This is a genomic window from Bradyrhizobium sp. USDA 3315 (assembly GCF_054056795.1).
Genome location: NZ_JBSRYP010000001.1, coordinates 5,368,584 through 5,393,419, shown reverse-complemented (window position 1 = coordinate 5,393,419; position 24,836 = coordinate 5,368,584). Strand labels below are relative to the sequence as shown.

Here is a 24,836-nt window from a genome sequence, read left to right as displayed (position 1 = left end):
AACGCGTCAAACTAGAAGCCAGAGCCCCATTCCGATTCCATCGGAACGGAAAAGGCCCTAGCCGGTGTTGCCTGCCTTGCCGAACGCGCCGGCCTCGGCCAGCGCGGCGATGCGCCGATCGTCGTAGCCGAGCGTCTTGCTCAACACGTCCTTGGTATGCTGACCGAGCAGCGGGGCAGCAACAGGATCAACGGACGGCGTCAGGCTCATATTGACCGGCGACTCGATGTTCGGAACCAAGCCGGCGGTTGGATGCGCAATCCTGCTCAGGCGATGCCGGTCGCGCACCTCGGGCGCGTTGAACCCCTCCTCGACCGTCCGCAGATAGCCAACCGGAATGTTGGCCTTCTTCATCTTCGCCATCCAGTTCTCGAGCGTGTCGCCCGCAAACACGCTGGCAATGATCGCGCGCAGCTTCTCCTTGTTAGCCGTGCGCGCCTTGCGGTGAGCAAACTCGGGATCGGTGATGAGATCCGGGCGATCCAGCACGTCGGTGACGAGCCGGCGATACAGCCGGTCATTGGCGCAGGCCATGTAGAGCGGACCATCGGAGGCCCGGTAGACGCCGACGGTCGGCGAACCGTTCGGAGAGTTGCCGAAACGGCCGGGATTGTTGCCATTGATGAGATAGGCCATGCCGTAGAAGCCGGTCATAGACACCGCGGTGTCGATCAATGCGACCTCGACCTGCTGACCACGACCGAGCCGATCGCGCGCAATCAGCGCCAGCAAAATGGCGTTGCAGGCCGACATGCCCGTCGCCATGTCGACGATCGGCGGCCCGGTGCGCACCGGCTCGCCATCCGGAAAGCCGTTGAGCGACATGAAGCCGCTTTCGGCCTGCGTGATCGGGTCGAAGCCCGGGCGCAGCGCGAAATCGCCTTTGCGGCCGTAGGCGGAGATCGAGCAATAAATCAGCCGCGGGTTGGTCGGCGCCACCGACGCATAATCGAGACCGAATTTCTTCATCACGCCGCCGGAGAAATTCTCGACCACGACGTCGGCCTTGGCGATCAACGCGCGCGCGACCTCGAGCGCCGCCGGATTGTTGAAATCGAGCGCAATGCCGCGCTTGTTGCGGTTGAGGCTCAGATACGCCGCGCTCTCCCCGCCGATTTCGGCGTGCTCATAGGCGCGCGTGTCATCACCGCCGTCCGGATTCTCGATCTTGATGACTTCGGCCCCGAAGTCGGCCAGCGTTTGCGTGCAGGCCGGACCGGCCACGACGCGGGTGAAGTCGACGACCAGCAGGCCGTCGAGCGCCGTCGGAACTCCCTCCCCGCGCGGCGTGCGCCCCGGCAATTCTGGTCTGGTCATGATCTGACGCTTCCTCTTATTTTATCAGGCGAAATACGCCGGTCCGTGCCAAGACCGACACTGCTCGCCTTTTAGCGGAAGCTCTTCAGCAAAACCAAACCCGGATTTTGCAGGGCGGGACCTTCGTCAGGCATGGCTGTCGATGACCCAAAGACGACCCGGCGGCCGCCGACGTGGTCGGACGCCTCGGATGCGAAGCAAGCCTGCCGGATGCCGATTTGTGGGGCGCGGAGCCCATACGCAGGCGGGTGGCGGCACGCCGCCGCCACCCGCTTTCGTGATGGGAGCCTTCGAGCTATTCGGCGATCATTTCGCCGGAGCCGCCGAACTCAGCCGGAAAATCCTTCAACTTCGGCAGGCCGTCGCGTATCTGCAGCACTGCCTCGGAATAGTTGACGTGAACGCCTGGGCTGAATTTCAGCGTCGGGATCGTTGCGGTGAACACGTCGACGAGCCCGAGCGTCGGGTGGTTGGTCATCAGGTGACCGCCGCACTTTGTGCAATATTTGCGCTGGCTCATCGCGGTCTTCTCGAACGTCGCGATGTGGTCGGCGCCCTTGGTGACCTCGACCGCCTCGGGCTTCCAGAGGCTGAACGCATTCACCGGACCACCGGACCAGGAGCGGCATGAACGGCAGTGGCAATAGCCCATTGCCTCAGGCTCTCCGCTCACCTTGAGTTCGACGGCGCCACAAAAGCAGTTTCCAGTGTGATTCATCGGTCGGTTCTCCCTTGGGTTATTTTGATTGGGCTCAGCGTCGGCATCGATCCACGTTGCTCGTGGTGTTCGTGATGCAGAGAAGATGTAGACAGTGCGTAGCCGCGGCGAACTCCCTTGCGTGGACGTACCAGACCCTTCCCCGCGCGAGGCCTCGAATGCAGGCAGGTCGTCGACGCGACGGAAGTTACATGAGAGTCCGCGCCGCTGTCGACCATCTTCACAGCCTTGGCCGGGCCAATCCCGACCGCACACAAGGAAGGAGTTCAGTGTGAGGCAAGGCACAGTCATGCGATGAGGGCTACCGCGCCGGATTCCTGCGCGGCAAACCGGCACGTCAGCAATCACGTCAGATCAGCGTTGATGGTCCTTCAGCGGAACCCTGCTTGCCGTCGCAAGCCCGTACATCAGCGCCAGCCGATCCAAGCATTCCTTGAGACGCCGCGCAAAATAGTCCTGCCAGCGCTGCGTACACAGTCGGCGCCGCTGTCCAACCTGCTCCATGGTCATGCCGAGAATCAGGACATCGTGCAGTGGCGCCGAACCGTCGGCGCCGAGTTCATGCTCGGCGCGATTGAGGCGCAGCGTCGTCTGGCGCCGCCCCTCGGTGATCGGCTTGCATCGCAGGCCGCGATCGACGAATTCGCGCGTCGTATCCACCGCGCGCGGCCCGCGCTCGGCCTTTTGCCAGTCGTTTTGGAACGCCCGGCCACTCCGATATTGCGTATCGTCGATCTGGCGGTGCGCGTGCAACCGGCCGAGCGGATCGTTGCGGATCGAGCGAAAAGCAACGATCTTCTCGCCTGGCTCGAGCGCAAGGGGATCGTCGACGTCGACGGTCGCCACCTCGGCATTAACCGGCAGATCCTGGGCACGTCGATCGTGCGCTCCGGCGGGATCGTACGGCTTCCGGCGCTTGGCTCGCGGCATTGGTAACCTCCAAAATGTCTGATGATGGGCGCGCGGAGGCTTCCGCGCGATCGCAGTTGCGGACCAATGTCCGTCGGTCAGGTGATGAATTGCCTCAACCGGCCCCGATGGCTTGAAGCTAGTCGGCGCTCAATACCGGCCTCGTGGCCTCAGGATCGCGACTCAGGTGAAAATGCGGTGTGCAGTAGCTCAAGCCCGACCGGCACGGATGACCGCAGAAGGTAATGGTCTCGCCGTCGCTATCCCGCCATAGGGATAGCGGCAGTCTCCGGGCTTGAGGTCGAGCAGCGAAAGATGCCGCGGCACGACCGCCGCGCAACGAAGCTGCGGCATCTCCACCGTTTCAGTGAAGATCTTTGGCTCGCGAAGCAGATCCGGCGTCAGTTCGGCGCGCCCTTCACGCAGCCGCCTGATCCTTCGGAGCCCGGCAGGGACGGCTCGGGCCTTTCGAGGCCCGCCAACCCCATGCGCTGCGCTCGGCTGAGCGCCGCGTTGCGCGTATAGGCCGTATTGAAGGTAGCGTTGATCGTGTCAGCGATTTCCGAATAGGACAAGCCGCGGGCGCGGAGATCCTGCAGGGCTGCCGAATGCTCCGGCAGCCAGTTCATCATTTCCATTCCAAATTCCCATTTCTGTCATTCCGCCGGCGCCTCGCACACCTTCCGATATTCAGAAGAAAAAAAGTCAAGCTTGTTTCTGATAATCGTAACGGATATAGTGCCTTCGGGTTTGGGAAAGGATGAAACATGCTGGACGCGGCACTGATCGAACGAGCACTGGAAAAGACTGGGAAGAGCAAAGGCGGGCTTGCCCGCGCGATGGGGGTTCGGGCCGGGGCGGTCTCCGAAATCCTGTCGGGAATAAGGTTGATCAAGGCATCCGAGATTGCCCCGATCATGGAGTATTTGGAGCTGAATTCGGTGCCGATCGTGGGCCGGGTCGGCGCCGGCGCCTCGATCCAGCCGGAGCTGGAGCAGGTCCCGCCGGAGGGTCTCGGCGAAATCGAGCTTCCGTTCCCGATGACGGAGGAGACCGTCGCTTTCGAGGTCTCGGGCGATTCGATGCTGCCGAAATACGAGAACGGCGACGTCATCGTGGTGTATCGCGAGCAGCGCTATCCGCTGTCGAGCTTCTACGGAGAGGAAGCTGCGGTCCGGCTGAAGAGCGGCGAGCGATATCTGAAGACGATCGAACGCGGCAGTTCGTCGGGCACCGTCAACCTCAAGAGCTTTAATGCCAAGCCGATCAACGGCGTAAAGCTCGAATGGATCGGCGAAATCTGCGTCACCCTGCCTCGCGGCCAGATCGAAAGGCTGCGCGGCAAGTCGGGGGCGAAGAGTCGCAAATCTGCCCGGACGCAGGGCGGGCGATCGTCCGAGAAGTAACCGCGCCGCTTCAGGGACCGGCCGAACCGATTCGGACGCCTTCGGACCGAATCGGTCCGGCCATGCATGCCTGAATTTCGGTTTTCAACAATTCACCCTTGACATACTTCCGATTATCGGAAATAATGCGCAATAACAGTCAGAACATCGAACGATCAGGCAATGCAGTATTTCGTCGTGATGATCGACTATGGCCGCCGTGGCCGCGAGGCGATCGTCGATCCCGGAATGACACGACGCGACGTCGTCTCACGAATCGCCTCGGGCGAATATACGAACATCAGCTTCATTCACGAGATTGCCGAGCGTTCGGTCGAGGATGTGACGGACGACCTGCTGGCCGAGGCCGCCCTGCCGGAGCTCCCCGTGACCGGCGCGAACCTGCAAGCCAATACGCTGGATCACACCCGCGACCTGCGCAAACACGAACCGGTCTGACACCGCTCACGAGTTGATTGCGAAAACGTGATCTTTCTTGAGCCAGCCACTTGGCCGGAACCCGAAACGGACTAGATAGGGTTCACGCAAAGTCTATTCGGACCAGGCGCGGGTTCCCTCTAGATTAGCGATTCGTTTCTCGGGCCGGCAAATTTCAGCTTCAGATGACTTCGACAACAAACGCCGAGATCGCGAAAGCCGATGGCGATCTCAGGATCGCGCTGCTGCTTGGCATCGCAAACTGGTTTCTGTTTCTGGACCATATTCCGCACAACGTCGTCGGCGCGCTGACCATGCGCAACTTCGGCTTCAGCGGCGCAACCGACCTTTTTGTATTCGTCGGCGGCTACGCAGTGACGCTCATATACGCCAGGATGACGCTGGAACGCGGATTCCTGGTGGCCGCGACCCGCATCTTCAAGCGCGTATGGCAGCTCTATGCTGCCTATATCGTTCTATTCGTGATCTATGTCGAGTTCATCAGCTATGTCGCTACCCGGACCGCGGCGCCGGAGATCATCAGCGAGTTCAACATCACCGGCTTCATCGATCACCCGATCCGGACGTTGATCTACGGCCTGTTCCTGCAGGCCAAGCCGCTCAATCTCGACGTGCTGCAACTCACCATTGCCTTGATGGCGTTCCAGCCCATCATCGTGTTCGGGCTGTTGTACGTGCCGAACGCGACGGTCGTCGCATCCGTGACCCTCTATGCGGCCGGCCGGCTGCTCAACTGGAACCTGTCGTCATATCCGTATGGAGACTGGTACCTCAATCCGTTCTGCTGGCAATTGCTGTTCGTGATGGGCGGCTGGCTCGCGCTGATCGGCGCGCGATATGCGCCCGCGATCCGCGCGATGCAGGCTGCTCCCGCGCTGCGCGCCATGGCGTTGCTGTATCTGCTGTTCGCCCTGACGATCATCTCGAGCAGCGATATCCCGGCGCTCGCGCAAATGATGCCGAGCGGGCTGAGCGATATGCTGCTGCCAAACGACCGGGAGGAGATCGCGCCTCATCGCATCCTGCACTTCCTGGTCCTGACGTTCCTGTTCACGTGGCTGGTGCCGCGCGATTGGGAATACCTGCGATCTCCCGCCTTGCAGCCGATCATCAAGTGCGGCGAGGAATGGCTCGCCGTGTTCTGTGCAGGCGTCTTCCTCTCCTTCGCTGCGCACCTGATCCTGATTACGGGCCCATACTCACTGGCAAGGCAGGTCGCGGTCAGCATCGCCGGTATCGCGGCGATGACGGCCGTCGCCTACTACGTCTCGTGGTCAAAGCAGCAGGACGGCAAGTCGGCCGTCGCTCATTCCTGATTCCTGCGGTTAGTCGATCGCCAGCGACCGCCGCAGCCGCGCCTCACTATCGCGCAACATGGCGGTATCGGCCCGCCTCCCCGACTATTTCTTGCGCGACGCCAGGATCTTCTCGGCGGCGCGCAGATGCGGCTTGTCCAGCATCTTGCCATCCATCTTGGCGACCCCCGACGGGTTATTGGCGAACGCGGCGATCACCCGCTCCGACCATGCAATCTCCTCATCCGTCGGCATGAAGGCCGCGTTGACGACGTCGACATGCTTGGGATGGATCACGGCTTTGGCGAGGAAGCCATCCTGGCGTGCGGCGACCGCCTCGGCCTTCAAGGCATCGAGATCGTTGATGTCGGTCGCGATGGTGTCGATCGCGACGACGCCGGCGGCGGCCGCGCCGATCAGGCAGAGATCGCGCGCCAGGATGAAGGGCGAGTGATAGCGGCCATCGCTGCGATTGCGCGTTGCCCCGAGCGAGGCTGCGAGATCCTCCGCGCCCCACATCATGCCCCATAGCCGCGGGCTCATGTTCTCGAAATCGAGGATTTTCAGCACCGCCCGCGCCGTCTCGGTCGCGACCGTCACGATCCGGGTGGTGCCCTGCGCGATATCAGAGGCCGCCTCGAATGCGTCAAGATAGAGTGCGAGCCGGTTGACGTCGGCGGCACCGGCGCATTTCGGCAGCACGATTCCATCGGGTTTGCCGGGCATCACGGCGGCGAGATCGCCGAGCGTCAGATCGGTGTCGAGCGCGTTGACGCGGATATAAAGCTTCTGCTCCGGATTGCGCGCATCGAGCATCTGGCGCGTGATGCCCCGCGCAACCACCTTCTGGTCCGGCGCGATGGAATCCTCGAGGTCGAGGATCAGCGCATCGGCTGCGGTCTTCTTCGCGCTTTCATATTTCCGGGTGCTGTCGCCGGGAACGAACAGGAACGATCGCATCGCTTACGCCTTCGGCTTGCAGTGCATCAGGCCGGTCCGGCGGCAGCTCGCCACCACCTCGCCGCGCTGGTTGGTCATGGTGTGCTCGAACTCGACGATGCCCTGGGTCGGCCGCGACTTGCTGGCGCGCTTGCCGATGATCCTGGTGTGCGCCTTCAGCGTATCGCCATGGAACACCGGCTTCGGGAATTTGACGTCGGTCATGCCGAGATTGCCGACGGTCGTTCCCAGCGTCGTATCGTACACGCTCATGCCGATCATGATGCCGAGCGTATAGAGGCTGTTGAACAGCCGCTGGCCGAACTCGGTCTTCTCGGAGAAATGCGCGTCGATATGCAATGGCTGCGGGTTCATGGTCAGAAGGCTGAACATGGTGTTGTCCATCTCGGTCACGGTGCGGCTGAACTCGTGATGGAATTCCTGTCCGATCTCGAACTCCTCGAAATACAATCCAGCCATTTACCGTCCCTTGTAGTTGGGCGCCCGCTTCTCGACGAACGCATTGAGCCCTTCCTGGCAATCTTCCGTCGATGCGACCACAACGAAGCTTTCCGCCGTATTTTCCACCGAGCGGCGGAAATCGGCATCGACCGCGCGCATGAAGGCGTCGCGGCCGATCTTCATCACGATTGGCGATTTCGCCGCCAGCTTGCGTGCGATCTCGCGAGCCCGCGCGAGCGCGGTGCCCTTCGGCACCACCTCGCTGAGCAGCCCCATGCGAAAGGCGGTCGCGGCATCGAAGGGCTCGCCAAGGAACAGCGGGCCGAACGCCTGGTGCTTTCCGACCAGCCGCGGCAACTGCACGAAATGGATCGCCGGGATCAGGCCGACATCGATCTCGGGATAGCCGAAGGTCGAGCCGTCGCCCGCGACAATCATGTCGCAGGAGATCGCGATCGTCATGCCGCCGGCGCGCACCGCGCCATCGATCGCCGCAATCGTCGGCTTGCCCATGCGATACTGCGTATCGTTCAACGCAAAGTATAGCCGCTCGAGAAATGTCTTGGTCTCGATCGCGGGCTTGCCCCTGACGATGTCGAGATCGAGGCCGGCGCAAAACACCTTATGGGCGCTGCGGATGACGACGACGCGCACTGCGTCGTCATCGCGCGCTTTCGCCAGCGCCGCCAGCAGCGCATCGATCAGGGGAATGCTGAGTGCGTTGACCGGCGCGCGATCCAGCACGATCTCCGCAATCTGGTCGGTGACCGAGTAACGAACGAGGTCGGTGCTCATGATGTATTGCCTCCCGTTAGCTCTTGGCCTGCCGCACGGCGCCCGACAGCAGCAGGCCGTCGATCTCGGCGGAACCGAAGCCGGCCTCCGTCAGCACGGCGCGGCTATCCTGCCCGACGTCAGGCGCGGGGCAAAGGTGATCCTCGGACAGGCCCGCGATCCCCGGCGTGCGTGGCGTGTAGACCGCGCCGACGCCGGGTGTGTCCTGGCGCACCGACGCCCTGGTCGCCTCGACATGGACGTTGCGCAGCCATTCGCCGGGATCGAGGATCCGCTCGGCGATGATATCGGCCGCATGCAGACGGGTCAGCCAGGCATCCGTCGCCTGGGTCAGGAACACCTCGCGCAATTGCGGGATCAGCGCGTCGGCCGCGTCGGCGCGCCGGGCGAAGTCGGCAAAACGCGGATCGGCGGCGAGATCCTCACGGCCGATCGCACCGCACAGCCGCTTGTATTGCGGCTCGTTCACCAGGGTGACCATCATCCAGCCGTCCTGGGTCTGGTAGGTGCCGGCCGGAACGTTCAGCGCGCGCGGCGCGCCGCCCTCGAGGATGAACTCCGCCACCTTGTGGCCGAGCAGCGCCGACGTCGACTGGCAGAGATTGACGTCGATCCAGCGGCCGGTGCCGACGGTCGCACGCGCGAATAGCGTCGTGGCGATGGCCTGGAACGCATAGACGCCGGTGACGACGTCGGAAATCGTGGTGCCGACCCGATGCGGCACGCCATCGGCGCCGAGATTGACCGAGACCAGCCCCGAGAACGCCTGCGCCACCGAATCCGAGCCGGGCCGCTTGGCGTACGGGCCGCTCTGCCCGAAGCCGCTGACCGACAGATAGACCAGGGCGGGATTGTCGCGCGACAGGCCCTCGTAGCCGAGCCCGAGCCGCTCCGCGACGCCGGGACGAAATCCTTCGATGAGCACGTCGGCCTCGCGCGACAGCCGCTGCGCGATCGCGATCCCATCCTTGTGCTTCATGTCGAGGCACAGGCTGCGCTTGCCGCGGTTGTAGACCGCCGACAGCGTCGTGTGATTGCCGTAGGTCGTGCCGAGATAGCGCGACCAGTCGCCCTCCGGCGGTTCGACCTTGATGACGTCGGCGCCGTAGACCCCAAGCAGCATCGCGCAATAGGGCGAGGCAATCCCCTGCCCGAAATCGAGGACCTTCAGCCCGCGATACGGCGCTTCATGCGTCGGCGACAGCTTGCCCGCCATTTGTCCTCCCATCGCTGTCGAAAGAGCCCTGTCCTTTGGGCATGATCCCCGCGCAACCGCTACGCGCTTGTCGCTTTTTTCCGGATCATGCCCTACAGCGCCAGATAGCGCTGCCGGATGTTGTCGTTGGCCTTCAGCTCTTCGATCGAGGATGTGTAGACGATCTGTCCCTTGTCGATAACCGTCGCGTGGCTCGCAAGGCCAAGGCAAAAATGCATGTTCTGCTCGGCGATCAATACTGTGGCACCGGTGCCGCGGAGCTGCCGCAGCAGCTCGCCGATGCGCTGCACGATGATCGGCGCCAGCCCCTCGCTCGGCTCATCCAGCAGCAGCAGAACCGGATTGCCCATCAGCGTGCGGGCGATCGCCAGCATTTGCTGCTCGCCGCCGGACAGCCTTCCGGCGATCCGGTGCCGCAGCGGCTCGAGCAGCGGGAACACATCATAGACGCGGCGGATCGACCACTCGTCCTCGCCATCGGGCCCCTTCTTCTGGCCGATGACGAGATTGTCCTCGACGGTATGCTCGGGAAAGATCTGGCGGTCTTCCGGCACGAAGCCGAGCCCGGCCCGCGCGATGTGATGCGGCCGCATTCCCGAGACCACCTGGCCGCGCAGGGTCACCCTGCCGCGGTGCGCCGGCGCCAGCCCCATGATGGCCTTCATGGTGGTCGACTTGCCGGCGCCGTTGCGGCCGAGCAGCGCCATGGTCTCGCCCTGCCGCACCGACAGGCCGACGCCGAACAGGATCTGGCTGGTACCGTAATAGACGTCGAGGTCCTCGACCTGCACCACCGGCTGCGCGCTCATGCCACCGCTCCCGCGTGGTCGTCGCTGCCGAGATAGGCCTCGATCACGGCATCGTTCCTGCGGATCGCGTCCGGCGTCCCGGTCGCCAGGATCCGGCCGTAGCACAGCACGACGATTTGGGGCGCGATCTTGAACACGATGTCCATGTCGTGCTCGATGAACACGACGGTGATCTTCTGCTTCTCCCAGAGCTCGCGCACCTTGTCGATCATGCGCCAGCGCTCCTCGGTACCCATGCCCGCGGTCGGCTCGTCGAGCAGCAGCACCTTGGGCTCGAGCACCAGCGCGAGCGCGATATCGAGCAGCTTCTGGTCGCCATGCGACAGCGTCGCCGCGGTCCGGTTGCGCTTCCCGGCGAGGCCGAGCAGCTCCATCGTATGCTCGGCGCGGTCGCGCGTCTCGGCCAGCGGAAACCGGCGATGCATCACGCCGGCGCGGCGCTGATCGGCGCAGACTGCAGCGAGCATCGTCTCCTCCACCGTCAGCGACGGGAATATGCTCGCGACCTGGAAGGCGCGGCCGATGCCATGGCGCACGATCTCCGGCGGGGCCTTGCCCGCCATGTCGACGCCGTTGAGCAAGATCTGCCCGGCATCAGGCTGCAGCGCGCCCGTGATCAGGTTGAAGAATGTGCTCTTGCCGGCGCCGTTGGGGCCGATCACGGCGGTGAGCGAACCATCGGCGAAGTCGAGCGAGACGTTGTCGGTCGCCTTGACGCCGCCAAAGGATTTCGAGAGTCCGCGAATCTCCAGCATGGCTAGCCACTCGCCTCCCGTAGACCGCCGTACGTGCTCCACGATGTGCCGGCAAGCCAGCCGCAATCGACCGGCACGTTGGCGCCGGTCATCGCGGAGGCCGCGTCGGAGGCCAGGAATGCGACGACGCGGCCGATCTCCGAGGGATCGACGAGGCGGCGAAGTGCTGCATTGGCAGCCAGCGCCGAGACATCGCGCTCTCCGCGATCGATGGCATTCTTCAGCGCCGGCGTCAGCGTATAGCCGGGGGACACGGCATTGACGCGGATGCCGGACGGCCCCCATTCGGCCGCGAGGCATTCGGTGATGGCAATCACCGCCGCCTTGGCGGGCGCATAGGCATGCAACGGCATCGAGCGCATGCCGGCAATCGAGGCGATGTTGACGATGCTGCCGCGCTTGCGCGCGATCATCTGCCGCGCAAAGGCAACGCAGGCGACATAGGTGCCGCGCTGGTCGACACGCACGACGTCGTCCCAGGAGGTCATCGGCAGCTCGTGCGGCCGGGCCGGCACCTGGATGATGCCGGCGCTGTTGACCAGCACCGCGACCGGGCCGCAGTCGCGCTCGATCGCGGCCGCACAGGCCTCGACGCTGCGCTCGTCCGCCACGTCGGCCGCAAACGCCTTGCCACCGACTTCCGCCGCAACCGTCTGCGCCTTGGCGATGTCGTGGTCGAGAACGGCGACGAGATCGCCGGCCGCCGCGAGCTCACGCACGCACGCCGCGCCGATGCCGCTGGCGCCGCCGGTTACGACGCTGATCCGCGTCTGTGCACTCATGGCGCGCGCTCCCCGGCTTCTCCGCGACGCTGCGCGAACCATTCGACGACAAAGTCCATCAGGCCCTTTCGCAGGCCGATGGCAAAGAACAGGATCACAATGCCGAGCACGATGCCGTGATACTCGGTAAGGCGGGTAACGGTATCGTTGAGGATCAGCAGCAGCACCGTACCGACCATCGGTCCGAGGAAGGTTGTCACGCCCCCGAGCATGTTGATGAAGATGCCCTCGCCCGAGATCGTCCAATAGGCGAACTCGGGATAGGCGCCGGAGACGAACAGCGCCATGATGATGCCGCCGGTTGCCGCGAACAGCGCGGCGAGCACAAAGATCGTCAGCTTGGCGCGCCAGACATCGATGCCGATGAAGCTCGCCCGCGTGGCGTTGTCGCGGATCATGCGCAGCGTGTAGCCGAACGGCGATTGCGCGATCTGGCGCATGAGCAGCAGGCCGATCACCAGCAGGGCGCAGCTCGTGATGTAGAGATGTAGATGATTCGACAGATCGATGCCGAGAAACGGCGGCCTCGGGATCCCGCCGCGCAAACCCTGGTCGCCGCCGGTCAGCGACTGCCACGACAGGATGGTCGAGTGAATCAGCATCTGGAATGCCAGCGTGACGAAGGCGAAATAGATCTCCTTCAGCCGCACGCAGATCGCGCCGATGACGACGGCAACGACCAGGGTCATCGCCAGCGTGGCGACGAAGGCCACCGGGATCGGCACGCCGGTCTTCTGCATCATCAGCCCGAAACCATAGGCACCGAGGCCGAAGAACATGCCGTGGCCGAACGAGATCAAACCGGTATAGCCGACCAGAAGGTTGAGCGACGTCGCGAACAATCCGTAGGCGGCGCAGCGGATCACGAAGTCGAGCAGCTGCTTGCTGCCGAAGATAAACGGCAGCAGCGCGAGCAGGACAAAGGCCACGAGCGCGATCAGCACATCGCGGTACCGCTGCGGCCTGGCGTCGATCCGGGCAACATCGAGGGGCTGCGTGCCCTGCCCGGCCTGCAATTCGGTCATGCGACCTCCTTGCCGAACAACCCGCTCGGGACGCGAGACCAGCACGACCACCATGAACAGATACATCAAGCCCTCGGTGAACAGCGGGAAGCCGAGCGATCCGAAGGAGCGGATCAGGCCGATCAAAAGCGCGCCGATCAGCGCTCCCAGGATCGAGCCCATACCGCCGATCACGGTGACGATGAAGGACTCGATCAGCACCGAGAACCCCATGCCCGGTGTCAGCGAACGCACCGGCGCGGCAAGCGCTCCCGCCAGTCCCGCCAGCATGCCGCCGAGGGCGAATACGCCGCCATAGATCAGCCCGGTATTGATCCCGAGCGCCGAAACCATTCCGGGATTATGCGCAGCCGCACGGATTACCTTGCCGATCCTGGAGCGCGCCAGCCCCAGGCCGAGAACAACGGCCGCGGCGAGCGCCACCCCGATCAAGAGCAAATAGTATGGCGGCACCACGCCGCCGGCGATGAACAGCGGCGGCACCTGGAATGCAGCCGGCATGCCCATCGACTTGAACTCAGGCCCCCAGATCATGCGGACGACATCGTCGAAGATTAGCACGAAGGCGTAGCACACCAAAAGCTGCATCAGCACGTCGCGGCCGTAAACCCGGCTCATGAACACGCGCTCGAAGATCAGGCCGAGGATCGCGGTGCCGACGGCGCCGCTCAGCATCGCTAGCGCGAAGCTGCCGGTGAGCTGATAGGCCGTCATCGCGAAATAGGCGCCGAACATATAGAAGGCGCCGTGGCTGAAATTGACCACCTTGAGCACGCCGAAGATCAGCGTCAGCCCAACGGCGACAAGGAACAGCAGCATGCCGATGATCAGGCCGCTGGTGGTTTGCGTCACCAGACAGGCAGGGCTGGCGAGGCAACTGGCGAGCGCGTCGAGGTCCACGGAAAATCATCCATCACGGCGGGCCGCAACGTCGGCGCGCGACAAACATCAGATGCGAGGCGGAGGCAGCCGGCGGCAGCCTCCGCCGCACATGCGGATCAGGTGTAGCCCTTGCTCTTCTTCCACTCGGCTTCGAGCTCGAAGATGGTCTTCCAGTCTCCGGCCTTCACGTCAGGCACGTAGGGCTCCTGCGGGATCGTGGTGCCCCAGCCGATGGCGTAGCCGACCAGCGTGTGATCGTCGGCGCGCATGGTCACGGTGCCGTCGGCGCCGAACGGGCACTTGATGGTGAGGCCGGTGAGCGCCTCCGCGACCTTCTTGCCGTCGGTCGAGTTCGCCTTCTTGACGGCCTCGTTGAGGAACATGACCGCCGTGGCGTTCTGCCACGACCAGTTGGTCGGGTACTCGTTGTACTTGGCCTTGTAGGCATCGCCCCAGGCCGCATTTTCCGGCGTCGGCGGGAATGTCTTGATGTAGCGGTCGCCGGAGTGGATGCCCTTGGGCAAGTTCTTCACCACCGTGAGTGCGGTGTAGTCGGCCATGTTGACCGCGAACACCTCCATCTGGGTGAACATCGCGTAGATGTTGGCCTGGTCGATGTAGGAGGTGAGATCGCCACCCCACAGGCACGAATAAAGCGCCTGCGGCTTGGCCTGCAGGATCTTGGTCACCACCTCGGTGTAATCGGGCTGGAACAGCTTTGGCCAGGACTCGCTGATGATCTCGACGTCAGGCGCGAACTTCTTCAGGTAGAGCACGAACTCGCCGGTGGTGTCGCGGCCATAGGCATAGTCGGGCGAACAGGTCGCCCATTTCTTCAGGCCCTTGGCCTTGGCGATCCCTGCAGCGTAGCTGGCGCCGACGATCGAATCATGAATGCCCTGCCGCACACAACGGAAGGCGTTCGGGATGTGCTGCTTGGGATCGGCGGTCAGCGATGACGCTTCCGAGCAGGTGTGGATGCACAGCACGCCGAGATCGCGCGCCACTTCGTGAACCGCGAACGATCCCGAGGACGCTTCGCCGTCAAGCAGCATCTCGCAGCCGTCGGTGTTGACGAGCTCGCGCGCGATGCGCGCCGCTTCCTGCGGCTGTCCCTTGGAGTCGCGGATCACCATCTCGATCTGCCGCCCGGCAAGGCCGCCGGCGGCATTGACCTTCTCGACCTCCAGCAGCACTGCGTTGCGCGAGGACGTTCCGAGCTGCGCGACGCGGCCCGACAGAATGGTCGGCATGCCGATCTTGATCGTCTTGGCCTGTGCGCGCGCCACCCATGGCGCGGCAAAGCTCACCGCACCGGCGCCCATCAGCGCAAGCGTCGAGCGCCGGGTGATGCCCGGTTTCCGGGTCCTCTTCATCATTCCCCTCCCTGTCGGATTCGCGTTCCCAAAATCCCTGCCGGAGATCGTTCCGTCTCCATGACCACGATGTTTTCAGAGCAAGGGGGGTGACGTCAAGCCAAAGATGAATTACGACTCACAATTCATCCAGGGAGAAAACGGCGCCGGAATCGGCCCCGCGGGCGGCAAATGATCAACCTTTCCAGCTTCATCGCATTTCATGCCCGGCGGACTCCGGACCGCTGTGCGCTGAAATATCGCGGTGAGGACGTCTCCTACGCCGACTTTGATCTGCGGATCCGGCAGGTCGGCGGCTGGCTCGCGGCGCGCGGGATCGCGCCCGGCGACATCGTCGCCCTGCTGATGAAGAACAGCACGGCCTTTCTCGAGCTGGCGTTCGCGACCAGCCATATCGGCGCGGTGTTCCTGCCGATCAACTATCGCCTCTCGGCCGATGAGGTCGGCTACATCGTCGGCAATTCCGGCGCGCGCCTCCTCGTCGCCGACGAGGAGTTTGCCGCGATCGCAACCGGCGGCGCGCCGGTCGTGCTGCTCGATGAGGTCGCGCAGTCCAGCGTCACCAACCTCGCGCCCGACATCGCGCCGGCGCCGATCCATGTGCGCGGGCCGCGCGACCTGATGCGGCTGATGTACACCTCGGGCACGACGGATCGTCCCAAGGGGGTGATGCTCAGTTACGAGAACATCTACTGGAAGTCCGCCGACCAGACCTTGGTGCTCGGGCTCAACGCCGACACGCGGCTGCTCGTCGTCGGCCCGCTCTATCACGTCGGCGCGCTCGACCTGCCCGGCATCGCGGTGCTCTGGCATGGCGGCATGCTGTGCATTCACCGCACCTTCGAGCCTGAACCTGCGCTCGCCGCGATCGAGCGGGAGAAGCTGAACGCGGCGTGGTTCGCGCCGGTCATGACCACGGCCCTCCTCACCTGCCCGAACCGCGAGCGCTACGACGTCTCCAGCCTGCAATGGGCGATCGGCGGCGGCGAGAAGACACCGGAAGTCCGCATCCGCGCCTTCTCTGACTATTTCAAGAACGCGCGCTACATCGATGCCTACGGCCTCACCGAAAGCTGCGGCGGCGATACCTTCATGGACGCCGGCCGCGAGATCGAGAAGATCGGCTCGACCGGCCGCGCCATCGCCCATGTCGAGATCGAGATTCGCGACGATGCCGGCAAGCGCCTGCCGGCCGGCCAGAACGGCGAGATCTGCCTGCGCGGCCCGAAGGTCACGCAGGGCTACTGGAAGGATCCGGAGAAGACCGCATCCGCGTTCTTCGGCGACTGGTTCCGCACCGGCGATGTCGGCTATCTCGACGATGACGGCTTCCTGTATCTGACCGACCGCAAGAAGGACATGATCATCTCCGGCGGCGAGAACATCGCCTCCTCCGAGGTCGAGCGCGTCATCTACGAAATGCCCGAAGTGCGCGAGGTCGCGGTGATCGGCCTGCCGGACGCGCGCTGGGGCGAGAAGCCGGTCGCGATCGTGGTGCTGGCCGACGACGCCAAGCTCGACCTGCCCGGTCTCACCGACCACTGCCGGACACGGCTCGCCGGCTTCAAGGTGCCGCGGCAGCTCGTCATCCGCGACAGCCTGCCGCGCAATCCATCCGGCAAAGTGCTCAAACGCGTGCTCCGCGCCGAACTCGAGGCCACCGCATGACGCAAGCGACAACCGCCAAAGTGACAAAGCTCAACCGGGTCGAGCGCAACGCCTGGACCAAGCAGAAGATCTTCGACGCCGCGACCAAGGTCGTCGGCAAATACGGCTATGCCGAAGCCTCGGTCGCGCGCATCACCGAGGCCGCCGGCGTCGCGCAGGGCACCTTCTACAATCATTTCGAGAACCGCCAGGAGCTGCTCGACCAGCTGCTGCCGAAGATCGGCCTCGACATGGTCCGCTTCATCCATGCGCGCACCGGCACCGCAAGCGAAGCCCGGCAGGAGGTCGAGCGCTTCAGCGCCTTCTTCGATTTCATCCGCGAGGTGCCGGAATTCCTGCGCATCCTCAACGAGGCCGAATTCTTCGCGCCGATCGGCTACCAGAAGCATTTTGACAACATCTCGAGCGCCTATGTGCGGATCCTGCAACGCGCGCGGGCTGCCGGTGCGACCAACGCGTTCAGCGACGAGGAATTCGAGGCCATCGTCCAGGTGCTGATGGGCGCGCGCGGTTATCTCAGCCGCCGCTATTCCTATTCCGAGCGCGGCGTCACCGCGGTGCCCGACTATGTGATCACCGCCTATCAAAAACTGGTCACCCGCGGCCTGTTCACCACCAGCGACAAGGGAAGAAAATCATGAGCGCTGAGGGCACCATCCTCGTCACCGGCGGCAGCCGCGGCATTGGTGCGGCGACCGCGACACTGCTCGCCGATCAGGGGCATCGCGTCGTCATCGTCGACATCGCGCCCGAGCCGCTGGTTGGAACTGCCGCCGTCCTGTGGCCGGCGCCGTTCGACGTCGCGAACGAGAGCGCCGTTGTCGCGGGCATTGCCGATATCGAGACCGCGCATGGTCCGATCAGCGGCCTCGTCAACGCCGCCGGCGTGTTCGGTAAGATGCACACGATCGAACGGGTGCGGATGGAGCAATGGGACCGCGAGGTCAATATCGATCTGCGCGGCACCTTCCTGGTCGCGCGCAGCGTCGGCATCGCCATGGCGAAGCGGCGGCATGGCGCGATCGTCAACGTCGCCTCGGTGGCCGGCATGACGTCGGGCCCGATCCACGCCTATACCGCGGCGAAGGCCGGCGTCATCCAGATCACGCAGACGCTCGCCGCCGAATGGGGCCGTTCCGGCGTCCGCGTCAACGCGGTGTCGCCCGGCTTCACCCGCACGGCAGCGCTCGAGGCCGGCATCGCATCGGGCGCCCTGAACAAGGACCTGCTGGCGCGGCCGACCGCGCTGAACCGGCTGGTCGAGCCGATCGAAGTCGCGCAGGCGATCGCATGGCTGCTCTCGCCGCAGAGCAGCGGCATCACCGGCATCAACCTGCCGGTCGATGCCGGCTACATCGCAGGCACCACCTGGGCCGCCTATGGCGGCCTGCCGGAAGCCCCACGCAGCTGAGGACAACGCATGAATATCGAGCTTCCGCGCAAACACCTCGATCTGTCCTCCGCCATCGCCGAGGGTGACATCCGCGTGCTGCTGATGGTGCTGGTGCACATGACCGGCGACGAGAAGTGGCTCGAGCCGCCCTACAAGCCGAAGCGCGACGTCCGCCTGATCCCGGATCCCGACGCCGGTGTGCCTCAGGAGATCCAGGACGAGATTCGCGCGGCGGTCCTGAACCTGTTCGCGAACGGCACCCCGAAGCCCGTCATCACCGATCCCGGCAATGAGCTGATGCTGCGGATGATGCGCGCGACGCTCGGCGACAATGTCGCGCCGGAATATGCGCCGCTGATGCGGGAGGAGATGGGCTTCATCCCACGCGACGCGCGCTGGCGCGAGCGCCCTTCTGGCGAGAAGCTGGCGCAGCAGCATGTGCTGATCGTCGGCGCCGGGGTCTGCGCGATCGCGCTTGGCGTCGCGCTCGGCCGGCTCGGCATCCCCTATACGATTGTCGAGAGGCAGGACGAGATCGGCGGCACCTGGTACGTCAACCGCTATCCCGGCTGCGGCGTCGATACGCCGAACCACTCCTATTCCTTCTCGTTCGGCGCCCGCAATCCGTGGACCCGCTATTTCGCGCAGCGCCAGGAGCTGCTCGATTATCTGCTCAAGGTCGTGCGCGAATACGACATCCGCAAGCATGTCCGCCTCAATACCGAGCTCGTCGCCTCGCGCTGGGACGAAGGCAAGCGACGCTGGATCTCGACGCTGAAGACTGCCCGCGGCGAAGAAACCTTTGAATCCACCGCGCTGGTCAGCGCGATCGGCCAGCTCAATGATCCCCTGCCTGCCCGCTTTGAGGGAGACGAGGCCTTCACAGGCCTGAAGGTCCATTCGGCGCTGTGGTCCGACGACATCAAGCTCGACGACAGGCATGTCGCCGTGATCGGCACCGGCGCAACCGCGATGCAGCTGGTGCCGTCGATCGCCGACCGCGTCGCCTCGGTCACCGTCTACCAGCGCACCGCGCAATGGGCGCGGCCGGTGAAGGGCTATTCCGATCCGATCACCGAAGGTGCGCAGTGGCTGCTCGCGCATCTGCCGTTCTATGTGCAGTGGTATCGCTTCAACATGTTCTGGCGTTACGGCGACGGATTGCTGCCGTTCCTGCGCAAGGATCCGGCCTGGCCGCATCCGGACCGCGCCGTCAACAAGGGCAACGACCGGCATCGCCAGGAGCTCGCCGACTTCATCCTGTCCGAGCTGAAGGATCGCCCCGACCTGATCGAGAAATGCATGCCGACCTATCCGCCCTACGGCAAGCGCATCCTGCTCGACAACAACTGGTTCAAGACGCTGACCAAACCGAATGTCGAGCTGGTCACCGACAAGATCGACCATTTCGATCGGCACGGAATCGTCACGGCCGACGGCACGTCGCGGCAGCACGACGTCGTCGTGATCTCGACCGGCTTCAAGGTCTCCGAGATGGCGGCGCGGCTCAACATCACCGGGCGTGACGGCAAGAACCTCAAGCAGACCTGGCACGACGACAATCCGACCGCCTATCTCGGCCTCACCGTGCCTGATTTCCCCAACCTGTTTCTGATGCTTGGTCCCAACTCGGGGCCCGCGCATGGCGGCAGCGTGATCTTCCAGTCGGAATGCCAGAGCCGCTACATCTCCGCCTGCCTTGTCGAGATGATCGAGAACGACATCGCCGCGATCGACGTGCATCCCGACGCGCATGACGCGTATATCCGCAACGTCGACGCCGAGCATGAGCAACTGATCTGGACGCACCCGGGCATGACGACCTACTACCGCAACAGCGGCGGCCGCGTGTTCTCGGCGATGCCGTGGCGGTTCGTCGACTACTGGAAAATGACGCACGATCCGGACTTCACCCAATATCGAAAGACCAAGGCGCGACAGGACTCCTGACCTGAGTTCCCTCGCTCGTTAACTTGACAGAAGGCCATAACTGCCGCAGCATTTCGCTGACTGCACCTGTTGGGGTGCTGGAGCGCTTGCTCCTCGCGTCGCAGGAATTGACGGACGATTATGGGATCGGCCGCCAGGCAGCAGAAGCGGACAGATGTCCGTTGGACCACCCCTCGGAGAGGAGCATGACGCCACCGGCGAAAGCCAGCGACCTTGCTCAGCGGCAAGGTCACGGTGCACGTTGAGGCGAACAGCAGCTGCTAGCCGCGTGCACTGCCGACAATCTGAAGATATCCGCAGGACGAGAGCGCAAAGGCCACGCGCTTTTAGGTCCCGAAACACCACTGGTCTTTACCAGACATCCTTCGCTAAAACGAAGTAGCAGGGCCCCGCAAGATGCTTGAATGCACCGGGGCCCATTCGTTTGCCTGCCATCTCCCTTCATCAGGCCGCATTGCACCCCCGCGCGGGATCGGAAACAATTGTCCCGACCGGGTGAGGAACGATGATGGAAAAGCCGCGCGTACGCATCTACACCGACTACAAGTCTCCCTATGCCTACGTCGCCAACAAGCGGCTATTCGAACTCGAGGAGATCTACAGCGTCGATTTGGAATGGCTGCCCTACACGCTTCGCATTCCCGAATTCATGGGCACGGTCGAGGAACGCACGCCGCACTTCTGGCGCAAGGTGCGCTACGCCTACATGGATGCGCGGCGGTTCGCCAACGCGCAGGGATTGACCATGAAGGGCCCGCGCCGGATCTACGACGCCTTCTACGCCAGCGCCGGGATGCTGTTCGCGCAGCGTCACGGGCTGTTCCGACCCTATCACGACACGGTGTTCCGGAGATTCTGGAACCATGAGCTCGAGATCGACGAACTGCCCGAGATTGCCGACGTGATCACCGCGGTCGGCGGCTCCGCCGACGCCTTCGAGGCCTATGTTCGCGGTCCTGCCCGCGCCGAACATGATCGCATCATCGACGAGGCCGAAGCCCTCGGCGTGTTCGGCGTGCCCAGCATGGTGTTCAACGGCGAGTTGTTCTGGGGCGGCGACCGCATCGACATGCTGATCGAGCGGATCAAGCAGCCTGAGACGATTGCGATCGCGCTTGGCAGCCGGCACCGGACGTAGGCGCCGACCGTTTCGAATCGGCCTATCGTCGCTGATCGATCAGCCTCCGTTCAGGATCGCCCAGCACCTGGTGCGTTCCAGCACCGGCTTCAACGCCGCGCGCTCGCCGGCATCGAGCGCGGCAAACTTCTCGCGCAGCTGCTGCAGGCATTTGACCTGATATTTGAACGGCGCCAGCGCGTAGGGCAGTCCCCAGACGTTGATCTCGAGCCGTTCGAGGCCCTTCGCGAAGGCATCCGCGTTGGCCGCCAGGAACGGCAGATAAAGTTCGCCGGCGATCCGCAGCAGCGCCTCCGCGAATCCGCCAAGCGCCTGCTCACGAGGATACCAGTCACCCTCGACACCTGACGCATCGTCGAGCCGCCGCACCCAGTGATCGGTGAACGGCGCGCGCTCGCGCATGATCCGCATCGGGGTCGGGTCGGTCGCCATCTCGCTGAGCTGGCCGAACCAGGCAAAATCCGCCAGCGACGGCCGGCTGCCGAACAGATAGCTCCTCATGCCGACCTGAGGCTCGAACGCGGCAAGCGTACGCCGGTAGCTCTCCTCCAGCAGCGGCCTGTTCTCATCCGTTGCGCCGAGAATGACCATGCGCGAAATCTGCCGCTGCCGGAACTCCTCGATCTCCTCGCAGCTGCCGGCCTCGGCCTCCGATGACGACCACTCCTCGCCGGCCCAGCGCGAGACATAGGCCTGGTCTTCCGGATCCCACCAACGATAGAGAAACAACGGCTTCACCGCCCATTCGTCGGCGAGGTCCTCGAGCAGATCGCAGATGAAAGCGATGGCCTTGTCTTCGGGGATCACCGACCGTCCCTGATGCCGCGCTTCCAGATCATAGGCCAGCGTCGTGGTCTCGCCGCGGTAGCTGCCGTCGGGATATTGCAGCACCGGGATCAGCATCGGCTTCAGATGCGCGGTTGCCTCGCGCAAAGCCTTGGTCATGATCACCCAGTCGTGCGGGATCCGACGGTAGCGCATCAGCGCGCGCAACTTGATCGCATAGGGCGAGGCGGTCGAGCCGATCAGGCGATAGCGGTTCTCCGTCATGGCGACGCCTCCGAAAATGCCGGATTGCCGTACGGATAGAACTGCGCGAGATCGACGTTCTTGTACGGCAGCTTGTCGAGACGCGTGGTACCGAGGAACGGCTCGTCGGGTTCGACCAGGAGGATCGTCTTGGCAAATCCATTGTCGTCGAAGCCGCGCCGGAAATGGACCCGCGACTTGATCGCCATCACGTCAAAGGCGCCGATGTCGGGCACCAGCGCCTTCAGCGAAAACGGCTCCATGATCTGCACCAGATAAGTGGACAGGATCAGCACATTGTTGCGGCCGAAGCGCACGCAGACCCAGAATTGGCCGTAGCCCTCGCCCGCCGCCGAAACCGTACCCTGAATCCGAACCGGATCGCCTGCCGACTCGTCGGCGCGGCCGCCGATCTCCATGTCGAAGGTATCGCCGGCCTTGGCGCCGGCGGCCTTCAGGCTTGCGGTCGCCCTGGCGTCGGCGATGGTCGCGATCACGGTGTTGGCGAGGTCCTGCGCGATGATCTCACGCAGCAGCCAGGTCGCCGACCCCGACCGGTCGCTGTGATCGGCCAGCACCACCGGTGTATTGCCAGCGGCGACGGCCTGCTTGGCCAGCGCAACACCCTCGGTGATGCTGTACAGCCTAGTCGATTGCAGCAAGGCTTCGCGCAGCCGCCAGATCGTGCCGGCGAGATCGCGCGCGACCTGCTCGGCGAGCTTTGGATTGTCGTTGGTCAGAACCTGCACGGTCATGCCGAGATCGGGAACGTCGGCGAACGGGAAGCCGAAGAAGATGTTGACATAGACGTCGACCTCGCGCGCCTCCCAGACCAGCGCGCGCTGCACGAGGTCCATCCAAGGCCGCGCCCCGGTCCATTGCAGCACCGTGGGCAAGATCACGGGAACCTTGATCGTCCTGTGCGCCGGCTTGTAATCGCCTCGGATCGCCCGCACCAGCATACGCGCCGCGCGTTCGCCCTGCAGATGCGCGTCATAATGCGGGAAATATTTGACCGCGAATGCCATGTCCGCCTGCTCGAGGAACGCCTCGTCCTCATTGCCGTGAGGATCAAACGTCGCCGCAATGAAGGCGGAGCGGCCGGCCACTTCGCGCACCTGCCGCGCCAGATCGGCTTCGGGACGCGGCACGCCGCGCACGGCCATCGCGCCATGCAGGCACAGATAGACGCCGTCGAACGGTCCCTCCTCCTTCAATCCGGCGATCATCTTGCCGGTGAAGGTGCGATAAGCTTCCTCGGTAATCCAGCCGGATCCGGTGTAAGTCTTCGGCCACAGCGGGGATTCGATGCCGACCAGTTCGACCTCGGAGAACTCGCGCGCCACCTGCACGAAGCCGCCCATATAGTTCTTGGGATCGAACCGCAGCAGCGCCTCGCCTTTGGCCGGCGAGCCCGGATAGATGAAGTCGTCGAGCGTGGTCTCGTTCGGCAGGAACGAGACGGTTTCGTGGGAGAAATGCAGGACGGCGATACGTATCTTGCGATCGCTCATTTTGGTGCGCCTCGGCTGTTTTCCGCATTGTGGCATTGAAGGCGCTGCGCGCCAATCCGCATTCGGTTTTTGCCCGCCAGACCTGCAAATAAGCAGGCGCAGCACAGCTTGCCGCCGCGCGGATTCTGCTATGGTCGCCGCAACAATCGGGCCGCGGCCCCGCAGATATCTCAAGGAGAGAACGCCATGAATCCCCCCGTCAGTTCGCCCGCGATCAAGGTCGTCAAATCGGTTCGCGAGCAGGTGAGCGCCGAGGAGTGGCAGGCCCGCGTCGATCTTGCCGCCTGTTATCGGCTGACGGCGATGTACGGCATGACCGAGATGATCGCGAACCACATCTCCTGCCGCGTGCCCGGCACCACCGACCAGTTCCTGATCAACGCCTACGGCATGCTGTATGAGGAGATCGACGCCTCCAGCCTGATCAAGGTCGACGTCGAGGGCAACACGCTGCTCAACGCCACCGACTACGACGTCAACGTCGCCGGCTTCGTCATTCACAGCGCCATCCACATGGCCAAGCACGACATGGATTGCGTCGCGCACACCCATACCCCGGCCGGCATGGCGGTCTCGGCGATGGAATGCGGCCTGCTGCCGCTGGCGCAGACCTCGATGCGCTTCCTGCACATCGCCTATCACGACTTCGAGGGCATCGCCGACAATGTCGACGAGCGCGAACGCCTGGTCCGCGACCTCGGTGACAACGAGGCGATGATCCTGCGCAATCATGGCCTCTTGGTCGTCGGCCGTACCGTGCCCGCCGCCTTCAACGTGCTGTTCCGCCTCGAGCGCGCCTGCCAGACCCAGGTGATGGCGCTGTCCTGCAATACCAAGCTGATCTATCCGCCGCAAAACATCCTCGAAGACACTTATGAGCGGATGCTGCCGAAGCCGGGCCGCGCCGCCCGCAACGGCGAACTCGCCTGGCCCGCGCTGCTGCGCAAGCTCGACCGGGCGGATCCGTCGTATCGGGATTGAGAGCGAAAGCCGGCTTAGGCCTTCTCCATTCGTCGTCCC

Annotated in this window: 23 protein-coding genes and 2 pseudogenes; 9 read left to right on the top strand and 16 right to left on the bottom strand. The window is 64.0% G+C overall.

What is annotated here, in order from left to right:
• Window positions 1–57 precede the first annotated feature (57 nt).
• The 4 genes from ACVIYL_RS25005 to ACVIYL_RS24990 form a co-directional block, all read right to left on the bottom strand.
• Window positions 58–1,320, bottom strand: coding sequence for a CaiB/BaiF CoA transferase family protein (locus ACVIYL_RS25005; RefSeq protein WP_253609938.1), 1,263 nt, complete (start codon window positions 1,318–1,320; stop codon window positions 58–60).
• 292 nt (window positions 1,321–1,612) lie between these two features.
• On the bottom strand, window positions 1,613–2,035 hold the full coding sequence (locus ACVIYL_RS25000) for a GFA family protein (protein WP_026193083.1): 423 nt from the start codon (window positions 2,033–2,035) through the stop codon (window positions 1,613–1,615).
• A 354-nt stretch (window positions 2,036–2,389) separates the two neighbouring features.
• Complete coding sequence (locus ACVIYL_RS24995; RefSeq protein ID WP_253607725.1) at window positions 2,390–2,965, bottom strand: hypothetical protein; 576 nt, start codon at window positions 2,963–2,965, stop codon at window positions 2,390–2,392.
• 380 nt (window positions 2,966–3,345) lie between these two features.
• Complete coding sequence (locus ACVIYL_RS24990; protein ID WP_456780113.1) at window positions 3,346–3,582, bottom strand: GcrA family cell cycle regulator; 237 nt, start codon at window positions 3,580–3,582, stop codon at window positions 3,346–3,348.
• 129 nt (window positions 3,583–3,711) lie between these two features.
• Between ACVIYL_RS24990 and ACVIYL_RS24985 the strand changes: the two genes are divergently transcribed.
• The 3 genes from ACVIYL_RS24985 (at window position 3,712) to ACVIYL_RS24975 (ending at window position 6,104) form a co-directional block, all read left to right on the top strand.
• On the top strand, window positions 3,712–4,350 hold the full coding sequence (locus ACVIYL_RS24985) for a LexA family transcriptional regulator (protein WP_141339796.1): 639 nt from the start codon (window positions 3,712–3,714) through the stop codon (window positions 4,348–4,350).
• 162 nt (window positions 4,351–4,512) lie between these two features.
• Window positions 4,513–4,788, top strand: a complete 276-nt coding sequence (locus ACVIYL_RS24980) for a hypothetical protein (RefSeq protein ID WP_076834102.1) — start codon at window positions 4,513–4,515, stop codon at window positions 4,786–4,788.
• A gap of 164 nt (window positions 4,789–4,952) precedes the next feature.
• Window positions 4,953–6,104 carry an OpgC domain-containing protein gene (locus tag ACVIYL_RS24975; RefSeq protein ID WP_253607723.1) on the top strand — a complete coding sequence of 384 codons (1,152 nt, stop codon included), beginning with the start codon at window positions 4,953–4,955 and terminating at the stop codon, window positions 6,102–6,104.
• Window positions 6,105–6,188: 84 nt separating this feature from the next.
• Here ACVIYL_RS24975 and ACVIYL_RS24970 read toward each other — a convergent pair whose 3' ends face one another.
• The 10 genes and pseudogenes from ACVIYL_RS24970 to ACVIYL_RS24925 form a co-directional block, all read right to left on the bottom strand.
• Window positions 6,189–7,043: an HpcH/HpaI aldolase/citrate lyase family protein gene (locus tag ACVIYL_RS24970; RefSeq protein WP_028336895.1), complete on the bottom strand. Its 855-nt coding sequence runs from the start codon at window positions 7,041–7,043 to the stop codon at window positions 6,189–6,191.
• A gap of 3 nt (window positions 7,044–7,046) precedes the next feature.
• Window positions 7,047–7,502 carry a MaoC family dehydratase gene (locus tag ACVIYL_RS24965; protein WP_016847346.1) on the bottom strand — a complete coding sequence of 152 codons (456 nt, stop codon included), beginning with the start codon at window positions 7,500–7,502 and terminating at the stop codon, window positions 7,047–7,049.
• The gene (locus tag ACVIYL_RS24960; RefSeq protein ID WP_456780112.1) at window positions 7,503–8,279 is read right to left on the bottom strand and encodes an enoyl-CoA hydratase/isomerase family protein; all 777 of its coding nucleotides are present in this window, start codon (window positions 8,277–8,279) and stop codon (window positions 7,503–7,505) included.
• Window positions 8,280–8,295: 16 nt separating this feature from the next.
• Window positions 8,296–9,495: a CaiB/BaiF CoA transferase family protein gene (locus ACVIYL_RS24955; protein ID WP_456780111.1), complete on the bottom strand. Its 1,200-nt coding sequence runs from the start codon at window positions 9,493–9,495 to the stop codon at window positions 8,296–8,298.
• A 92-nt stretch (window positions 9,496–9,587) separates the two neighbouring features.
• A complete protein-coding gene (locus ACVIYL_RS24950) occupies window positions 9,588–10,304 on the bottom strand; it encodes an ABC transporter ATP-binding protein (RefSeq protein WP_075968245.1) in 717 nt (238 codons plus the stop codon).
• Entirely contained in the window at window positions 10,301–11,059 is a 759-nt protein-coding gene (locus ACVIYL_RS24945) for an ABC transporter ATP-binding protein (protein WP_076834112.1), read from the bottom strand. The genes ACVIYL_RS24950 and ACVIYL_RS24945 overlap by 4 nt, the downstream gene beginning before the upstream one ends.
• 2 nt (window positions 11,060–11,061) lie before the next feature.
• A complete protein-coding gene (locus ACVIYL_RS24940) occupies window positions 11,062–11,841 on the bottom strand; it encodes an SDR family NAD(P)-dependent oxidoreductase (RefSeq protein WP_456780110.1) in 780 nt (259 codons plus the stop codon).
• Window positions 11,838–12,707, bottom strand: a pseudogene (locus ACVIYL_RS24935) (branched-chain amino acid ABC transporter permease); the annotation flags it as partial. The pseudogene ACVIYL_RS24935 and the gene ACVIYL_RS24940, both read right to left, overlap by 4 nt.
• Before the next feature lie 155 nt (window positions 12,708–12,862).
• Window positions 12,863–13,766, bottom strand: a pseudogene (locus tag ACVIYL_RS24930) (branched-chain amino acid ABC transporter permease).
• A gap of 98 nt (window positions 13,767–13,864) precedes the next feature.
• Window positions 13,865–15,124, bottom strand: a complete 1,260-nt coding sequence (locus tag ACVIYL_RS24925) for an ABC transporter substrate-binding protein (protein ID WP_038383532.1) — start codon at window positions 15,122–15,124, stop codon at window positions 13,865–13,867.
• A gap of 171 nt (window positions 15,125–15,295) precedes the next feature.
• On the opposite strand from ACVIYL_RS24925, the gene ACVIYL_RS24920 reads away from it, so the two are divergent.
• The 5 genes from ACVIYL_RS24920 (at window position 15,296) to ACVIYL_RS24900 (ending at window position 21,273) form a co-directional block, all read left to right on the top strand.
• Complete coding sequence (locus tag ACVIYL_RS24920; RefSeq protein ID WP_456780109.1) at window positions 15,296–16,792, top strand: AMP-binding protein; 1,497 nt, start codon at window positions 15,296–15,298, stop codon at window positions 16,790–16,792.
• Window positions 16,789–17,433, top strand: a complete 645-nt coding sequence (locus ACVIYL_RS24915; RefSeq protein ID WP_157345231.1) for a TetR/AcrR family transcriptional regulator — start codon at window positions 16,789–16,791, stop codon at window positions 17,431–17,433. Before ACVIYL_RS24920 ends, ACVIYL_RS24915 begins: the two co-directional genes overlap by 4 nt.
• Window positions 17,430–18,203, top strand: a complete 774-nt coding sequence (locus ACVIYL_RS24910; RefSeq protein WP_225645907.1) for an SDR family NAD(P)-dependent oxidoreductase — start codon at window positions 17,430–17,432, stop codon at window positions 18,201–18,203. Before ACVIYL_RS24915 ends, ACVIYL_RS24910 begins: the two co-directional genes overlap by 4 nt.
• A 9-nt stretch (window positions 18,204–18,212) precedes the next feature.
• On the top strand, window positions 18,213–20,135 hold the full coding sequence (locus ACVIYL_RS24905) for a flavin-containing monooxygenase (protein WP_253607718.1): 1,923 nt from the start codon (window positions 18,213–18,215) through the stop codon (window positions 20,133–20,135).
• Window positions 20,136–20,643: 508 nt separating this feature from the next.
• The gene (locus ACVIYL_RS24900; protein ID WP_456780108.1) at window positions 20,644–21,273 is read left to right on the top strand and encodes a DsbA family protein; all 630 of its coding nucleotides are present in this window, start codon (window positions 20,644–20,646) and stop codon (window positions 21,271–21,273) included.
• Window positions 21,274–21,312: 39 nt separating this feature from the next.
• Here ACVIYL_RS24900 and ACVIYL_RS24895 read toward each other — a convergent pair whose 3' ends face one another.
• Both ACVIYL_RS24895 and ACVIYL_RS24890 read right to left on the bottom strand, forming a co-directional pair.
• Complete coding sequence (locus tag ACVIYL_RS24895) at window positions 21,313–22,323, bottom strand: glutathione S-transferase N-terminal domain-containing protein (protein ID WP_456780107.1); 1,011 nt, start codon at window positions 22,321–22,323, stop codon at window positions 21,313–21,315.
• On the bottom strand, window positions 22,320–23,816 hold the full coding sequence (locus tag ACVIYL_RS24890; protein WP_456780106.1) for a M81 family metallopeptidase: 1,497 nt from the start codon (window positions 23,814–23,816) through the stop codon (window positions 22,320–22,322). The genes ACVIYL_RS24895 and ACVIYL_RS24890 overlap by 4 nt, the downstream gene beginning before the upstream one ends.
• A gap of 186 nt (window positions 23,817–24,002) precedes the next feature.
• On the opposite strand from ACVIYL_RS24890, the gene ACVIYL_RS24885 reads away from it, so the two are divergent.
• The gene (locus ACVIYL_RS24885; RefSeq protein ID WP_021080321.1) at window positions 24,003–24,797 is read left to right on the top strand and encodes a class II aldolase/adducin family protein; all 795 of its coding nucleotides are present in this window, start codon (window positions 24,003–24,005) and stop codon (window positions 24,795–24,797) included.
• Window positions 24,798–24,836 lie beyond the last annotated feature (39 nt).

Excerpts from the sequence above, each read along its gene's own strand:
- ACVIYL_RS25000 (WP_026193083.1), bottom strand. The coding sequence starts at position 2,035 with ATGAATCACACTGGAAACTGCTTTTGTGGCGCCGTCGAACTCAAGGTG.
- ACVIYL_RS24995 (WP_253607725.1), bottom strand. The coding sequence starts at position 2,965 with ATGCCGCGAGCCAAGCGCCGGAAGCCGTACGATCCCGCCGGAGCGCAC.
- ACVIYL_RS24990 (WP_456780113.1), bottom strand. The coding sequence starts at position 3,582 with ATGGAAATGATGAACTGGCTGCCGGAGCATTCGGCAGCCCTGCAGGAT.
- ACVIYL_RS24985 (WP_141339796.1), top strand. The coding sequence starts at position 3,712 with ATGCTGGACGCGGCACTGATCGAACGAGCACTGGAAAAGACTGGGAAG.
- ACVIYL_RS24980 (WP_076834102.1), top strand. The coding sequence starts at position 4,513 with ATGCAGTATTTCGTCGTGATGATCGACTATGGCCGCCGTGGCCGCGAG.
- ACVIYL_RS24975 (WP_253607723.1), top strand. The coding sequence starts at position 4,953 with ATGACTTCGACAACAAACGCCGAGATCGCGAAAGCCGATGGCGATCTC.
- ACVIYL_RS24970 (WP_028336895.1), bottom strand. The coding sequence starts at position 7,043 with ATGCGATCGTTCCTGTTCGTTCCCGGCGACAGCACCCGGAAATATGAA.
- ACVIYL_RS24965 (WP_016847346.1), bottom strand. The coding sequence starts at position 7,502 with ATGGCTGGATTGTATTTCGAGGAGTTCGAGATCGGACAGGAATTCCAT.
- ACVIYL_RS24960 (WP_456780112.1), bottom strand. The coding sequence starts at position 8,279 with ATGAGCACCGACCTCGTTCGTTACTCGGTCACCGACCAGATTGCGGAG.
- ACVIYL_RS24955 (WP_456780111.1), bottom strand. The coding sequence starts at position 9,495 with ATGGCGGGCAAGCTGTCGCCGACGCATGAAGCGCCGTATCGCGGGCTG.
- ACVIYL_RS24950 (WP_075968245.1), bottom strand. The coding sequence starts at position 10,304 with ATGAGCGCGCAGCCGGTGGTGCAGGTCGAGGACCTCGACGTCTATTAC.
- ACVIYL_RS24945 (WP_076834112.1), bottom strand. The coding sequence starts at position 11,059 with ATGCTGGAGATTCGCGGACTCTCGAAATCCTTTGGCGGCGTCAAGGCG.
- ACVIYL_RS24940 (WP_456780110.1), bottom strand. The coding sequence starts at position 11,841 with ATGAGTGCACAGACGCGGATCAGCGTCGTAACCGGCGGCGCCAGCGGC.
- ACVIYL_RS24925 (WP_038383532.1), bottom strand. The coding sequence starts at position 15,124 with ATGAAGAGGACCCGGAAACCGGGCATCACCCGGCGCTCGACGCTTGCG.
- ACVIYL_RS24920 (WP_456780109.1), top strand. The coding sequence starts at position 15,296 with ATGATCAACCTTTCCAGCTTCATCGCATTTCATGCCCGGCGGACTCCG.
- ACVIYL_RS24915 (WP_157345231.1), top strand. The coding sequence starts at position 16,789 with ATGACGCAAGCGACAACCGCCAAAGTGACAAAGCTCAACCGGGTCGAG.
- ACVIYL_RS24910 (WP_225645907.1), top strand. The coding sequence starts at position 17,430 with ATGAGCGCTGAGGGCACCATCCTCGTCACCGGCGGCAGCCGCGGCATT.
- ACVIYL_RS24905 (WP_253607718.1), top strand. The coding sequence starts at position 18,213 with ATGAATATCGAGCTTCCGCGCAAACACCTCGATCTGTCCTCCGCCATC.
- ACVIYL_RS24900 (WP_456780108.1), top strand. The coding sequence starts at position 20,644 with ATGGAAAAGCCGCGCGTACGCATCTACACCGACTACAAGTCTCCCTAT.
- ACVIYL_RS24895 (WP_456780107.1), bottom strand. The coding sequence starts at position 22,323 with ATGACGGAGAACCGCTATCGCCTGATCGGCTCGACCGCCTCGCCCTAT.
- ACVIYL_RS24890 (WP_456780106.1), bottom strand. The coding sequence starts at position 23,816 with ATGAGCGATCGCAAGATACGTATCGCCGTCCTGCATTTCTCCCACGAA.
- ACVIYL_RS24885 (WP_021080321.1), top strand. The coding sequence starts at position 24,003 with ATGAATCCCCCCGTCAGTTCGCCCGCGATCAAGGTCGTCAAATCGGTT.